The sequence below is a fragment of the Streptomyces sp. NPDC001744 genome (genome assembly GCF_042892575.1).
Lineage (GTDB): Bacteria > Actinomycetota > Actinomycetes > Streptomycetales > Streptomycetaceae > Streptomyces.
Genome location: NZ_JBIAUG010000007.1, coordinates 135,717 through 149,750, shown reverse-complemented (window position 1 = coordinate 149,750; position 14,034 = coordinate 135,717). Strand labels below are relative to the sequence as shown.

The following is a 14,034-nucleotide window of genomic DNA, read 5'->3' as shown; positions in this document are numbered from 1 at the left end:
CCGCGTCATCCTCGGCCGGGTTCGGTCGGCCGACAAGGGGCCCCCGCGGGCGGGAGGAGGGGTCCGCACTCCCACTGCTGGAAGATCAGCCGGGTCTCGACCCGGGCCACCTCCCGGCGGGAGGTGAACTCGTCCAGGACGAGTCGTTGCAGGTCGGTGGGGTCCGCCACGGCCACGTGGACCAGGTAGTCGTCGGGCCCGGTGAGGTGGAAGAGCGCCCGGGACTCCGGGAGCGCCCGGATCCGTTCGACGAACGGACCGATCAGTTCCCTTCGGTGCGGACGGACCTGGACGAGCAGGAGCGCTTCGAGTCCCCGGCCGAGTTTGGCCGGATCCAGACGTAGTTGGTGTCCGAGGACCACGCCCGTGCGCCGCAGCCGGGCCACGCGGTCCAGACAGGTGGAGGGAGCGACGCCGACCTCGGCGGCGAGGTCGCGGTAGGTGGTCCGGGCGTCGTTCTGCAGGAGGCGAAGAATGTGCAGATCGACCGTGTCCAGTACGACGGAATCGGCCATCGGGCGAACGTAGCACGGCGATTTCCCGCTACCGCCCGGTATCCGTTCACAGTGCCGCCCATGGATGCCATGGATCTCGACCCCTCGGCCACCCCGAGGGCCCTCGCCACCGAAGCCGTGCACGCCGGCCGCGAAGACCTCGCCGCGCTCGGACTGCACGCCCCGCCGCTCGACCTGTCCACCACCTATCCCTCGTACGACGCCCGCGCCGAGGCCGCCCGGATCGACGAGTTCGCCACCACCGGCGCCCGGCTCGACGGCCCGCCCGTCTACGCCCGGCTCGACAACCCGACCGTCGCGCGCTTCGAGGAGGCGCTCGCCCGCCTGGAGGGCACCGAGTCGGCCGTCGCCTTCGCCAGCGGCATGGCGGCCCTGACCGCCGTCCTGCTCGCCCGGGCGAGCCAGGGCCTGCGCCACGTCGTCGCGGTCCGCCCCCTGTACGGCTGCAGCGACCACCTCCTCGACGCCGGTCTCCTCGGCACCGAGGTGACCTGGACCGATCCGGCGGGCATCGCGGACGCGATCCGGCCCGACACCGGCCTGATCATGGTCGAGACGCCGGCCAACCCCACGCTCGCCGAGGCCGACGTCCGGGCCCTCGCCCACTCCTGCGGCTCGGTGCCGCTCCTGGTCGACAACACCTTCGCCACCCCCGTCCTCCAGCGGCCGGCCGGACAGGGCGCCCGGATCGTGCTGCACAGCGCGACCAAGTACCTGGGCGGCCACGGCGACGTCATGGGCGGGATCGTGGCCTGCGACGAGGAGTTCGCCCGCACCCTCCGCCAGGTCCGCTTCGCCACCGGCGGAGTGCTCCACCCGCTGGCCGGCTACCTCCTCCTGCGCGGCCTGTCCACCCTGCCGGTGCGGGTGAGGGCGGCCTCCGCGACGGCCGCGGAGCTGGTGCGGCGGCTCGCCGCGGACCCCCGGATCACCCGCGTCCACTACCCGCGGATCGGCGGCGCGATGATCGCCTTCGAGGTGGCGGGGGACCCGCACGACGTGATCGCCGGGGTGCGGCTGATCACCCCGGCGGTCAGCCTCGGCAGCGTCGACACCCTCATCCAGCACCCGGCCTCCATCAGCCACCGGATCGTGGCCGAGGGGGACCGGCGCTCGGCGGGCGTCAGCGACCGGCTGCTGCGCATGTCGGTCGGTCTGGAGGACGTCGAGGACCTCTGGCAGGACCTGACGCGGGCGCTCAGCGCTCCGCCGGCCGGGCCTCTCCGTGCCGCGGGGTCCGCGCGTCCGGACGCGGTGCCGGGGACAGCCGGGCGGTGATCACCAGCGTGCCCTCCTCGATCTGGTAGTCCAGCGGCAGGTTCAGCGCCCGCATCGCGGCCACCATCCCCGTGTTGGACGCCTGGGTCACGGCGTACACGCTGTCGCAGCCGGCCTCCTCGGCCATCGCCACGAGCCGGCCGAGGAGTTCGGAACCGATGCCGCGCCGCTGCCAGTCGTCCTCGACGATCAGCGCGACCTCGGTCTCGTCCCCGTCCCACAGCAGGTGGCCCAGGGCGACGAGGCGGCCGGAGGCGGTCCGCACGGCGAGGGTGCGCCCGAAGCGGGGACTGAGCAGGTGGTCGAGGTAGCGGTCGGCGTCGCGGACCGGACCGTGGTAGCGCAGGCCCAGGGTGCGGGCCGAGCAGCGGTCGTGCATGGCCCGCGCGGCGGCCAGGTCGCGCCGGTCGGCGCGGCGGACGGTGATCTCGTTGCCCCCGGGCAGGGTCAGGACGTCCCGGACGCGCGGGACGCGCGGGCCGAGCCGCGCGTCGAGCTCGACCAGGGCGCGGGCCCGCGCGAACTCGGTCGGGGTGAAGGGAAGATGGGGGCGCTCGACCACGAGCGTGCCGCCGTGCGGGTCGCGCAGCCGCATCACGGTCTCCTCCAGGACCCCTTCGACCGGGACCTGTTCACCGGTGGGGCGGCCGGCGAGGGAGACGGCCGGTACGGAGTGGAGGGTGCAGCGGCCGAGGAGCCGGCGCAGCGCGAGCGGCAGTTCGGCCGCGTCCAGCGCGGTACGGGTGGCGAGTTCGAGCACCCGCGTGGGCGTGTCCACCAGATCGTGGGCGTCGGCCCGTTCGGTCCAGGTGTCCCGCCCCCCGGCGGCCGAGGTCTCGTGGACGAGGGTCCGGGCGGAGAGGCCGGCGGGGGCGCGCAGCAGGAACTCGTCGGCCGTGCCGTCGGCCAGCGGGTGCGTCTGGAGGGTGAGGATGTCCACGCCCAGCCGGGCGAGGGCCGTGCACAGGGCGGCGAGGCTGCCCGGGGTGTCCGCGACGGTGGTGCGCATCCGCCACAGCGTGGTCCCGCCCGGCGTCCCGGACTCCTCCGGGACGCCGGTGTCCGGCTCCGGCCGTGTCGCGGGGGAGCGGCCGGGCGGACCGGCGGGTGGGGCGTGACCGTGCCTCCGTGCCCACCAGGTGTGGAAGGCCGCGGTGGCGACCAGCGCGATCGCCGAGAACACCAGCAGGTAGGGGCCGTCGGGTCCCTTGACCACGGTCTTGGCGATCGTGTCGGCCGCCACCACGGCGGTGAACAGGCCGGCCAGCTCGATCAGGTCGTGCCGCCAGTGGTGCGGGCGGCGGGTGCTCTTCGAGGACGTCACATCGGTCATGACCTCACTGTGGCCCAGCGGTGTTGCGTGATCGCGAACGCTCTGTGACTGATGGGTTAAGTGCCCGGCTGGTGCCCTGAAGACCGATTCAGGCCGTTTCCGCCAGGGGTTGATCGGCCCCCTGTCCGAGTGCGTTCAGCAGCCGCCCGGCCTGGACCACCAGCTGCGAGGAACCCCGTGCCGAGGCCACCCCCTCCAGCCCGGCGAGCCCGCCCCGCGCCCCGCACCGCTCCACGCAGTCCGCCGCGACCGCCAGCATCTCCCCGAGCCCCCGCACCGGCTTCTCCGCGCCGAGCAGCTCCGGCAGCATCGCCTCCAGGACCGTCCAGACCGTCCCGTACGCCCCGGTGGCGGAGGCCGTCCGGAGCGCGTCCGTCAACCGGTTCGGCTTGAGCGACCCCTCCGCCACCAGCCACGCCAGCTCCGTCCCGAGCGCCCGGCCGTTCAGCTCGCCCCGTGACGCCAGGACGAGCAGCGCGTCCACCGCGCGCAGCCGGTCGTCGGCGTCGACGCAGCCCAGCCCGAAGGCCAGGGCCAGGTGCACCGCACGGCCGACCGGCCCCCCGGCCTCGGCCAGCCCGGTCAGCGGCTCGGTCGCCCCGCGCTGGTCCCCGTCGACGGAGTGCGCCATGGCCGGGAGCAGACAGGCCGCCAGGACCTCGCGGTCGGCCGGGAGCACCGGGGCCCACTGCGCCCGGTGGTCGATCCAGTGGCAGCAGCGGCGGGGGGTCTCCCGCAGGGTGCCGCCCAGCCAGTGGAAGGCGGCCGGGAACTCCTCCCGCACCACCGCGCGCTCACCGAACCCGACCACGATCCGGTCGATCAGCCACCCCTCCCCCGAGGACCGCCGGTCCCCCCGGGGGAAGAACCGCACGGTCGCCCCCAACGCGTCCTCGTCCCGCAGCCAGGCGGCGAGCCGCAGACCGGCCGCCGTGCCGAGCGCCGCCGCCTCCCCGGCCGCCCGCCCCGCCGCCGGATCGGCGCGCAGGACCCGGACCAGGGCCTGGGCCAGATCCACCGGGGCCGGCTCCACGCCCGCGTCCCGGTAGGCCCGCAGCCGCTCCACGAGGACCAGCGGGTCGATCCCGCCGGTGCGCAGGGTCGGCGTGGCGAGCGGGAACGGCAGCTCGTCCGTGCCGATCAGCGCGGCGGCCTCCCACAACCGCGCGTCGAGGATTCCCGACAGGCCCTCGTGGGCACAGGAGTCCCGGCCGGGCACCTCCGCCCGGTGGACGTCGATCACCGACCGCTCCACCGCACCGAGCAGCGCCGCGAGCACCACGTGGATCCCGTGGGTGTGGTGCGCGAAGCGGTGGACCGTCTCCCAGGACGCCTTCGGGAACGCCTCCCGCACCGCCTCCACCACCGCCGCCCGGTCCCGGTGCGCGTGCCGCACCAGGCCGTCGAACGCCCGCTCGAACGCCACGGGGTCCTCCATGAGGTCCTCCTCCACCAGCTCCTCCACCAGCTCCGCGACCGTGGACGCCGCGGGCGCCACCGGTTCCGGTCCCGGCACTGGCGGCAGGATCTCCTCGTACGGCCCGGTGACGGCCTCCGCCAGGGCGTCCCCGAACACCTCCGCGGCCGCCCGCCGGTGCGCCGGTCCGAGGAGCCCGGCCGCCTCGGCCAGCTCGCCCCGCACCTCCGCGTCCACCGCGGACAGGTACCTGCCCACCAGCTTGAGGGCCCGCTCCTGGACGCCGGTGTCCTCGTGCCCGAACGCCTCCGCCACGGCCGGAAGCAGCTCCCCGGCCGCCCCCGGGTCCCGCGCCAGCACCCGGCCGACCAGCGCCAACTGCGCCCGCACCAGCTTCTTCTCGGTCCGGAAGAGCACCGCGCCCGTCATCTCGGCCAGCGCCCCGGCCGGCAGCGCCCCCGCCGCGGCGAGCCCCGCGAGGACCTCCTGCGCGTACCCGGCCACCGGCGACGGCGCGTCGGCCGCCATCCCGACCCAGTCCGGGACCCGCTCCCGCAGCTCCTCCCCGGTCGGCGCGAGGAGCCGCAGCACCTCCAGCGGGAACCGCAGGTCCCGCGCCCGCCCGCCGCGCAGCAGCCGCGACACGCACTGGTCCATCACCCCGGCCCGGTCGAGCACCCCCTCCGCGACGAGCGCCGTGATCGCCGTGGGCCAGTGCGCCGGCGCCTCCGGGCCGACCGGCCGGGCCAGCCGGTCGGGGGTCTCGCCCATCGCGAGCGCGTGCGCCACCAGGACCGGGGTCTGCGGGTCCTCACGGAGCCGCTGGAGGAGCTTCCCGCCGGTGATCCTCCGCGTCCACCCCAGGACGTAGCCGTCGGTCGCCGGCACCGGGCACCCGGAGCGCACCACGAGACCGTGGATCAGCTCGTAGCCGCTCTCCGCGACGGCCCGCCGCCCGGCGAGCCGCTCCGCCACGTCCGCCATCCACGCCGCGTCCCGGTCGGCGACCACCGACAGGACCAGGGCGTCGTGCCGGGGGTCCCACCCCGCCAGGTCGCGTCCGCCGAGCCAGGCCGCGGTCGCCGCCGCGTCCGTGTGGCAACCGGCCCCCGCCACGTACAGGGCGCGCCGGACCCGGCCCGCCTCGTCCCACCGCTTCCCGTCCCAGGCGCGCACCTCGGAGCGCAGCGCCTTCAGCCTCCCGAGGGCCTTCCTGCGGGCGGCGGCGTCCAGCGGCTCCAGGAGCTCCGGCACCTGGTGGGCCCGGCCGGCGCGCACCGCGTCGAGCAGCGCCTCGACCGCCGCCTCCGGGCCGGCCGGCCGGCCGGAGCCCGTGGACACCGGTGCGGACGGGCGTGCGCAGGCGGGCGTCTGTACGGATCGCGTCATGGGAAAAACCGTAGGACCCGCCACTGACAACGGTCCTGAACAGGGGTTTTCGCATCGAGGGCCGCCCCCGGCCCGGTGCCGTGCGACGACCTCGCGCCACTGGACTTCACGGTGCCGTCGAACGACTCCGCGTCACCGGGCGTCCCGTGTCACCGGGCGTCCCGTGTCGCCGGGCGTCCCGTGTCACCGGGCGTCCCGTGTCACCGGGCGTCCCGTGTCACCGGGCGTCCCGTGTCACCGGGCGTCCCGTGTCACCGGGCGTCCCGTGTCGCCGGACGCCCCGCGTCACCGGACGTCCCCGTCTCACTGCCCGACGAGCCCCGGCCGCAGGACCTTGGTGAACAGGACCTGCCCGCCCTCCGCCCGCAGGCGCACGGTCAGGTCCCCGCCGTGGCCGTCGATGGAGACCTCGCCGAAGTACTGCGGGCTCTCCATCGGGGACACGTTCCCGCGCTCGGGCGCCCGTACGAACACCCGGTCCGGGCCGAAGGTCCCGTCCAGCGCGTTCGCCGGGAAACCGCCCGCCGCCAGCGGCCCGGACACGAACTCCCAGAAGGGCGCGAAGTCCTTGAACGCGGCCCGCTCCGGCGCGTAGTGCTGCGCCGAGGTGTGGTGCACGTCCGCCGTCAGCCACACCGTGCCGGTGATCCGCCGGTGCTTGACGAACCGCAGCAGCTCCGCGATCTGGAGCTCCCGGCCCAGCGGCGCGCCCGGATCGCCCTGCGCGATCGCCTCGAAGTCCGCCGCCCCGTCGGGGACGACCAGGCCGATCGGCATGTCCGCCGCGAGCACCTTCCACACGGCGGTGGAGGCGGCCAGCTCCCGCTTCAGCCACGCCAGTTGCTCCGCGCCGAGGATGCCGGTGGTGTCGTCGGTCTGTCGGCCCGGCGAGTTGGCGTTCCGGTACGAGCGCATGTCGAGCACGAACACGTCGAGCAGCGGCCCGTACCGCACCACCCGGTACATCCGCCGCTCGCGCCCGCCGCGCGCGTGGAGGGTGGAGACCGGCGTGTACTCGGCGAAGGCGCGCGCCGCCCGGGCGGCGAGGACGTCGACGTCCTTCTCCGTGTAGCGCGGGTCGTCCAGGATCTGCCCCGGGTACCAGTTGTTCCGCACCTCGTGGTCGTCCCACTGCACCACCGACGGCACCCGCGCGTTGAAGGCCCGGACGTTGTGGTCGAGGAGGTTGTACCGGAAGTTGCCCCGGTACTCGGCCAGGGTCTCGGCGACCTTCGACTTCTCCGGCGTCGTGACGTTCCGCCAGACCCTCCCGTCCGGCAGGGTCACGCTCGGCTCGATCACCCCGTCCGCGTAGACCGAGTCGCCGCTGCACAGGAAGAAGTCCGGATCGAGGCGGCGCATCTCGTCGTACGCCCGGAAGCCCCCGACGTCCGGGTTGATGCCCCAGCCCTGCCCCGCGACGTCCCCGGACCACAGGAAGCGGACGCCGTCGCGGCGCCGGTCCGGGGCCGTGCGGAACGTGCCGACGACCGGTTCGCCCGTCCGGCGCGGGTCGTCGGGGTCGGCCAGGGTGACCCGGTAGTGGATCTGTTCGCCCGCCGGCAGGCCGCGCAGGGCCGTCGTGCCGGTGAAGTCCGTGCCCGCGCCGACCAGCGGTCCGTGGTGGCGGCGTGCCCGCCGGAAGGACTCGGTCGCGGAGGTCTCGACGATCACGCGGGCCGGCCGGTCGGAGCGCACCCACACCAGGCCGGAGGAGGCCGTGACGTCGCCCGTCTGTACGCCCCACGCGGCCCGGGGCCGCCCCGAGAGGGCGAACGCGGGGGCCGCGAGGCCGGTGCCGCCGAGGGCGAGCGCGGCCGAGGCGGCCAGCGAGCCGCGCAGGACGCCGCGCCGGGCGGGGGAGGGGGAGGGGTCGGGCACGGGGTGGGACATGGAGGGCCTCCGGGGCGGTCGGTTCCGGTCACGGGCGGTACGCCCCATGCCTAACGGCCGGGGGCGGCGCCCGCGCGAACCCCGCGTGAACAGATCGCCCGCGGGGCCCCGGCCCCCTCACGGACGACCCGGTGCCGCCCCGTCGTCGGCCCGGGGCGTCCCGCCCACCGCTCCCGCCATCCGCCCGACCCCCTCCGCGACGACCGGGGGCGGCAGGTGCGCGTACCCGATGACGAGCCGTACGGCCCCGTCCGACGGCCGCGCCGTGCCGTACTCCTCCAGGGTCCGCAGCGCCACCCCCGCCTCCGCCGCCCGGGCGAGGAAGCGTTCCGTCGGCCCGAAGCGCGCCGGTACGCGCGCGATGACGTGCAGACCGGCCGCGATGCCGCTCACCTCGGTGCCGGGCAGGTGCCGGGCGAGCGCGGCGATCAGCGCGTCCCGCCGCTCCCGGTAGGCCCGCTGGCAGCGGCGCAGCTGCCGGTCGTACCCGCCCCGCGCCACGAACTCCGCCAGCACGGCCTGGTCGAGCACCGGGTTGCCCAGGTCCATCGTCCGCTTCCGCTCCACCACCTCGTCGACCAGTTCCTCCGGGACGAGCATCCAGCCGAGCCGCAGTCCGGGCGCCAGCGACTTGCTGACCGACCCGGTGTAGACGACCCGCTCCGGATCGAGGCCCTGGAGCGCGCCGACCGGCGCCCGGTCGTACCGGAAGTCGCCGTCGTAGTCGTCCTCCAGCACGTAGCCGTCGACCGTCCGCGCCCAGTCGAGGAGGGCGGCGCGGCGCTCCGCCGACCAGCCGATCCCGGACGGGAACTGGTGCGAGGGGGTCACGACCACGGCCCGTACCCCCGCGGCGGCGAGCGGCCCCGGCCGCAGGCCCTCCCCGTCCAGCGGCAGCCGCACCGCCTCCATGCCGGTCGAGGCGAACAGCCGCCCGTGCTCCGGACTGCCGGGGTCCTCGACGCCGATCGCGCGCAGCCCCCGCGCCCGCAGGGCGAAGCCCATGAGCGTCGACGCCTGCGCGACGCCCGAACAGACCACGAGCCGTTCCGGATCGGCCACCACGCCCCGGCGCCGCGCCAGCATCCCGGCCAGCTCCTCGCGGAGTCCGGGCAGTCCGCGCGGGTCCGGGTAGCCGAGCGCGGAGTGGGGGAGCCGCGCCAGGACCGACCGCTGCGCCGCCGCCCACGCGCTCCTCGGGAAGAGCGAGAGGTCCGGCGTCCCGGGGCGGAAGTCCACCCGGACGCCCGGCGTTCCGGCGGCCGGGTCGCGGGCCCCGCGCACGGCCGCCCGGGCGGCGCCGCCCACCCAGGTCCCCGCGCCCCGGTCGCTGCGCAGGTAGCCCTCGGCGGTCAGCTGCTCGTACGCCTCGGTGACCAGGCCCCGGGAGACGCCCAGGTCGGCCGCGAGTTCACGGCTGGACGGCAGGCGCGTCCCGGCCGCGAGCCGTCCCGAACGCACCGCCTCGCGCAGCGCCTCCTGGAGCGCCCGTCCCCGCCGCCGCGCCGGTGCTCCGGCGGCCGGAAGCAGCAGCTCCCACGCGGGCTGCCCCTGGGTCCGCATGCGGAATGTCCTGTTCCCTCGTCATGGTCCGGGCCTTCCGGAAACCGCGCGGTCCGGGCCCTCCCGGCGGTCCCGCCCCCTCACGGGGAGCGGTCCCGGCGGGATCGCCGCGGCACCGGATTCTCCCGCAGCCAGTCGAGGCGCTCGGCCGCCTTCCGGGTCAGGGGATGGTGCGGGCCGAAGACACGGGCGTAGTCGTCGCGGCAGCGGGCGAGGAGCCGCGCGGCCTCGTCGTGCTCGCCGTCGTCGATCAGCACGTTGGCCAGGTTGTCACGGGCGTGGACGGTGTCCGGGTGGCCGTCCCCGTGCTTCCCGGACACGGCCGCGAGGATCTCGCGCAGGATCGCCGCCGCCTCCGCGTACCGCTGCCGGGCGTGCAGCACGGCCGCGAGGTTGTTGCGGGAGGAGATCACCTCCGGATGGTCCGCGCTCCTGGTCCGTCGCTGGACGGCGAGCACGTCGCTCATCACCGCCTCCGCCTCGTCGAGGCGGCCCAGCCGGCACAGGGCGGCGCCGAGGTTGGCCCGGGCGGAGAGGCCGACGGGGCCGTCCTGTTCGCCGCGGCGCTCCAGACGGGCGAGGAGGTCGCGCAGGGCCGGTTCGGCCTCGTCCCAGTGGCCGCCCCTGCACAGCGCCGCGGTGTGGAGCCCGGCGTCGGCCAGCACCGCCGGGGCGTCCGGCCCGAGCAGCAGGGTCCTGCGTTCCAGTACGTCCTGGTGGAGCGCGACGGCCTCCGGCTCCCGGCGCAGGTGCTCCAGCACCCTCGCCAGACCGCTCGCCGCGTCCAGGGTCCGCGGATCGCCGGGGCCGAACAGCTCGCTCCGGCTGGTCCACACGCTGCGCCATACCTCCTCCGCCTTCACGAAGTCACCCGTGTCCCGGAGGAGGCCGGCCAGGTCGGCGGCGGTCGTCAGGGTCTCCTCGTGGACGTAACCGAGCGTCTCCGCCTGGAGGCGCACCAGGTCCATGAACCGTTCCCGGGCCTCCTCGTGGCGGTCCTCCATCCGTGCCAGCGCCCGCGTGTACGCGCGGAAGGCCAGCAGGGTCTCGGGGTGGACGGGGCCCAGGCGTTCGTAGGTGGCGTTGGCCTTCATCCCGAGGAGCTCGTGCGGCGGGAGGCCGACCCGGACGATCTCCTCCTCCCGTCCGTCCTCCCCCACCATCGTCACGACCAGGTCCGCCGCCGAGGGCGGCTTCCTCCCGGCCGCGGACGGCTCGTCCCGTCCCGCGTCGTCGTTCCGCTTCCTGCGCCATCGGGGGGCCATGTCGTGGTGGGTTCCTTCCCTCGGGTTCGTCAGGCTCCGGAATGCACGTGAGCCGTCCACAGGCTGGGGCTGTCCCGGAAGGCGTCGCGGCACTGCCGGACCGCCCGGTGCAGCGCGAGGGCCGCCCGGCCGGCGTCGAGCTCCCCGGCCCCGGCGTCCCCGTCGCCGAGCAGATGGCGGTAGAGGCTCCTGGTCACCCGCCCCGCCACCGCGTCGTGCACCGGCCACAGGGTGCCGATCACGTGCGGGTAACCGGCGATCCGGAAGGCGGAGGTGATGTGGAGGGACTCGTCCGCGAGCTGTTCGGAGCCCCGCGCGGTCTCGCAGGCGGACAGCACGGCGAGCGTGGCGTCCGGCAGTTCCAGACGGGAGACGTGCTGGACCGTCAGGGGGTTCTCCCGGTGGTCGTGCACCAGGAGACGCGCCCGGGACGGGTCGTCCGGGTCGCTCACCCCGTGGCAGGCGAAGTGCACGTACGGATGCGCGGGCAGCGCGCTCAGGACGCCGGTGAACGTCGCCCCCGGGCCGGAGACGACCCGGGTGGGCAGCAGCGCGCCCAGCTCCCTCACCTCCCGGCGGACACCGCCGAGCGGGCGCGTTCCGGGGGCGTCGGGCACGGCCACGACGAGCAGGGGACCGCCGGGGCGCCGGGCCGGCGCGCGCCGCCGCGCGTAGGCCAGCGCGCGGACGGTCGGCGTGTACGACGAGACCACCAGGTCGAGGACGGCCCGGGGGCGGGGCCCCGGCGGGTCGCCGTGGTGCCCGGCCGCGTGCAGCGGCAGCGCGGTCAGCGCGCCGACCGGCGACCACCACAGCCGGGGCCAGTCGTCGCCGGCCGGCGCGTCGAGCAGTCCGAGCCGGCCGAGGACCGGTTCGGCCACGTGGTCCCAGGTCCAGGCGAGCACGTCCGCGACGGCCTCCTGTGCGCTCCGCTCCCCGGCGGGCGAGGTCGCGGCGGCGAGCGCCGCGTCGAGCCGCGCCACCCGCTCCGCCACCGCCCCGGGGCTCACGTGCGGCAGCGGCACGGCCCGCACGCCCCCGGGCAGCAGGACCAGCGCGTCGCTGCGGTAGACGCTGGAGTACGCCATGACCACGGGACCCTGCCCGGCGCACGCCAGGATCTCGTCGTACGCCGGGGCGCCGAGGAACCCCTCGAAGCCCGGCAGTGCGCGGATCTCGCCGACCAGCCGCTCCCACCGGGCCGCGAGGGCGTGCCGCGCGTCGGAGCCGGGATCGGCGGCCTCCTGGTCGGCGGCCTCCGACTCCAGCGCGTCGATGCGGTCGCGCATCCGCGCGAAGCGCCCGGCCGCCTCCGGGTGCGCGGCCCGCAGCCGCTCCAGTTCGGCGCGCGCGGCGATCGTCTGACCGAGCAGGACGCCGCGTCCCTGCTCCAGCAGCAGCACCGCGTGCTCGGGCCTCCCGAGCTGCACGGCGCACGCGGCGGCGTCGGCGGCCAGCCCCTGGACACCGCCGAGCCGGTGCTGCCGGTCACCGCGCAGCAGTCGCCCGGTCAGGCCGAACGGCAGCAGCGAGAGGGCCAGTTCGAATCCGGCGAGGGCCTCCTCCCACCGGCCCGCGTCACCGGCGGCCGCGCCCCAGTCGCAGGCGGCGCGGATGCGGTCGGCGACCGGGAGGACCGCGTCCGTGGCGACCCGCCGGTACGCGTCCTCGGCCGCGCGGAGGACGGCGGGGTCCCCGTGCGCCCCGTGCAGCGACCGGAGCGCGGAGGCGTACGACTGGAGGTACCCGGCGGTGCGGACGGAGCCGGGGGGCGACGCGTACACCGCGCGGCCGAGCGTGGCCACCGCCCGGTTCAGCAGCGCGTCGTCCCCGGCCGCCCGTGCTTGGGTGAGCTGCGCGAGCCCCAGGTTCTGCAGGTGGCTCGCGTGCTCCGGTTTGCCGTAGGCCGTCGCCGCCACGGCCCGGCCGAGGACGGCGACGGACTCGTCCAGGTCGGCCGGGTCGCCCCGGGCCTGGTAGCGCTTGTGCAGGGCGTTGCCGAGGTGGTTCAGCCGCGTGGCGAGGTGGGCGCTCCCCTCGGGGGTCCGGTCGAGGACCCGCCGGGCCACTTCCACGGCCTCGGCGGCGGCCGCGGCGTCCCCCGTCCGGTCGTACCAGGTCTGGAGGATGACGCCGAGGTTGGCGAGGTCGGTGCCGGGGACCACGGGCGACCGGGAGGAGCGCGCGGCCGACCGGGCCAGTCCGGTGGCCTCCCGCAGGACCGCGAGGTCGCCGGTCCGGTGGTAGCGCTCGCGCAGGACGAGCGCCAGGTTCGCGACGCGGACGAAGCGGTCCGGGTCGCCGGAGGGCGATTCCGCGACGGCTTCGCGCAGACGGCTCACGGCCTCGTCCAGCAGCGTCACGTCACCGGTGTGCTCACCGAGCCGGTGCGCGGCGTTGCCGAGGCTGTTCAGCCGGGAGGGGCGCGACCGGTCGGCCGGGTCCGTGGCCCGTACGGACGCGCGCAGGAGCGCGACCGACTCGCGCAGCGGCCCGGTTTCCCCGGAGTGTTCGGCCGCGAGCCTCAGGGCGATCCCCAGCACGGCCAGGCCGTGGGCGTGCTGGGGACGTCCGGCCGGCGCCGCCGCGTGCGCCGTCCTGGCCGCCGCGACCATCGCCTCGACGTCGTCCGCCGACCAGGTCGTCTCGGCCTGCCTGCGGAGGGTTTCGGCGAGCTGGAGCAGTACCGGCGCGTACTCCGGCGAACCGGGCGGCGTCGCGGCCACGACGGCCCGCAGGAGTCCGGCGGCTTCGCGCGGGGCGGAGGGCGTTCCGCCCGTCCCGGGAGTACGGCTCAGGGCCAGCGCCAGGCCGTGCCGGACGGCGGCGATGTCCGCCGTGTTGTGCGGGTCCCCGGTGAGGAGCAGGTCCAGGGCGCGGCGCAGCAGTCGCACGGCCTCCGCCGCCCCGGCCCCGTCGCCCGTCTCCGCGGCGCGCTCCGACAACAGGGTGCCGAGTCTGTCGAGCGTCAGCGACGGCTGCTCCGTCCCGTCCGGGGGCATCCCGGCGGCCCTCCGCAGGACGGTGATCGCCGCGTCCCTGTCCGCGGGGTTCCGGTCGAGGTCGAACCGGTCCGCGAGCGCGCACCCCAGGAGGCGCAGGTCCTGTTCGAGGGGGGCGTTCCCGGCCGCCAGCAGGTGCCCCAGGCGGATCGCCCCGTCGAGGTCGGGGCGTTCCCGGAAGGACCACCAGCGCTTCGTCAGGACGGTGCGCAGCGCCTGGAGCCAGGACACCCGCGCGTTCCCGGTCGCGGGTCCCCCGTCCAGGGCGGCCCGGCACGTCCCGACGGCGGCGTCCAGCCAGGCGCGCTCGCCCGTGCGGTCGAACAGCCCGACCAGCGCGGCCACCTGCCCGATGGTTCCTCCGGCCGTTCCGTGTGCC

8 protein-coding genes are annotated in these 14,034 nt (G+C 76.2%); 1 reads left to right on the top strand and 7 read right to left on the bottom strand.

Annotated features, from left to right (window positions below):
• Nucleotides 1-5: 5 nt before the first annotated feature.
• Nucleotides 6-515, bottom strand: a complete 510-nt coding sequence (locus ACFYZY_RS11280) for an Lrp/AsnC family transcriptional regulator (RefSeq protein ID WP_388692256.1) — start codon at nt 513-515, stop codon at nt 6-8.
• A gap of 60 nt (nt 516-575) precedes the next feature.
• Between ACFYZY_RS11280 and ACFYZY_RS11275 the strand changes: the two genes are divergently transcribed.
• Nucleotides 576-1,793, top strand: coding sequence for a trans-sulfuration enzyme family protein (locus ACFYZY_RS11275; protein ID WP_388692255.1), 1,218 nt, complete (start codon nt 576-578; stop codon nt 1,791-1,793).
• Here the strand turns inward: ACFYZY_RS11275 and ACFYZY_RS11270 are convergent.
• The 6 genes from ACFYZY_RS11270 to ACFYZY_RS11245 all read right to left on the bottom strand — a co-directional run bounded on the left by ACFYZY_RS11270 (nt 1,714) and on the right by ACFYZY_RS11245 (nt 14,000).
• Entirely contained in the window at nt 1,714-3,126 is a 1,413-nt protein-coding gene (locus ACFYZY_RS11270; RefSeq protein ID WP_388692253.1) for a GNAT family N-acetyltransferase, read from the bottom strand. The two genes, ACFYZY_RS11275 and ACFYZY_RS11270, sit on opposite strands and share 80 nt — an antisense overlap.
• Before the next feature lie 88 nt (nt 3,127-3,214).
• A complete protein-coding gene (locus ACFYZY_RS11265; RefSeq protein ID WP_388692251.1) occupies nt 3,215-5,932 on the bottom strand; it encodes a DUF6493 family protein in 2,718 nt (905 codons plus the stop codon).
• A 303-nt stretch (nt 5,933-6,235) separates the two neighbouring features.
• A complete protein-coding gene (locus tag ACFYZY_RS11260) occupies nt 6,236-7,825 on the bottom strand; it encodes an alkaline phosphatase D family protein (RefSeq protein WP_388692249.1) in 1,590 nt (529 codons plus the stop codon).
• 117 nt (nt 7,826-7,942) lie between these two features.
• Entirely contained in the window at nt 7,943-9,388 is a 1,446-nt protein-coding gene (locus ACFYZY_RS11255; RefSeq protein ID WP_388692247.1) for a PLP-dependent aminotransferase family protein, read from the bottom strand.
• Between the two features lie 80 nt (nt 9,389-9,468).
• Nucleotides 9,469-10,653, bottom strand: a complete 1,185-nt coding sequence (locus tag ACFYZY_RS11250; RefSeq protein WP_388692246.1) for a tetratricopeptide repeat protein — start codon at nt 10,651-10,653, stop codon at nt 9,469-9,471.
• A 29-nt stretch (nt 10,654-10,682) separates the two neighbouring features.
• Nucleotides 10,683-14,000, bottom strand: a complete 3,318-nt coding sequence (locus ACFYZY_RS11245; protein ID WP_388692245.1) for a CHAT domain-containing protein — start codon at nt 13,998-14,000, stop codon at nt 10,683-10,685.
• Nucleotides 14,001-14,034: the final 34 nt, after the last annotated feature.

Coding starts and splice junctions, on each gene's coding strand:
- ACFYZY_RS11280 (WP_388692256.1), bottom strand. CDS start 515: ATGGCCGATTCCGTCGTACTGGACACGGTCGATCTGCACATTCTTCGC.
- ACFYZY_RS11275 (WP_388692255.1), top strand. CDS start 576: ATGGATGCCATGGATCTCGACCCCTCGGCCACCCCGAGGGCCCTCGCC.
- ACFYZY_RS11270 (WP_388692253.1), bottom strand. CDS start 3,126: ATGACCGATGTGACGTCCTCGAAGAGCACCCGCCGCCCGCACCACTGG.
- ACFYZY_RS11265 (WP_388692251.1), bottom strand. CDS start 5,932: ATGACGCGATCCGTACAGACGCCCGCCTGCGCACGCCCGTCCGCACCG.
- ACFYZY_RS11260 (WP_388692249.1), bottom strand. CDS start 7,825: ATGTCCCACCCCGTGCCCGACCCCTCCCCCTCCCCCGCCCGGCGCGGC.
- ACFYZY_RS11255 (WP_388692247.1), bottom strand. CDS start 9,388: ATGCGGACCCAGGGGCAGCCCGCGTGGGAGCTGCTGCTTCCGGCCGCC.
- ACFYZY_RS11250 (WP_388692246.1), bottom strand. CDS start 10,653: ATGGCCCCCCGATGGCGCAGGAAGCGGAACGACGACGCGGGACGGGAC.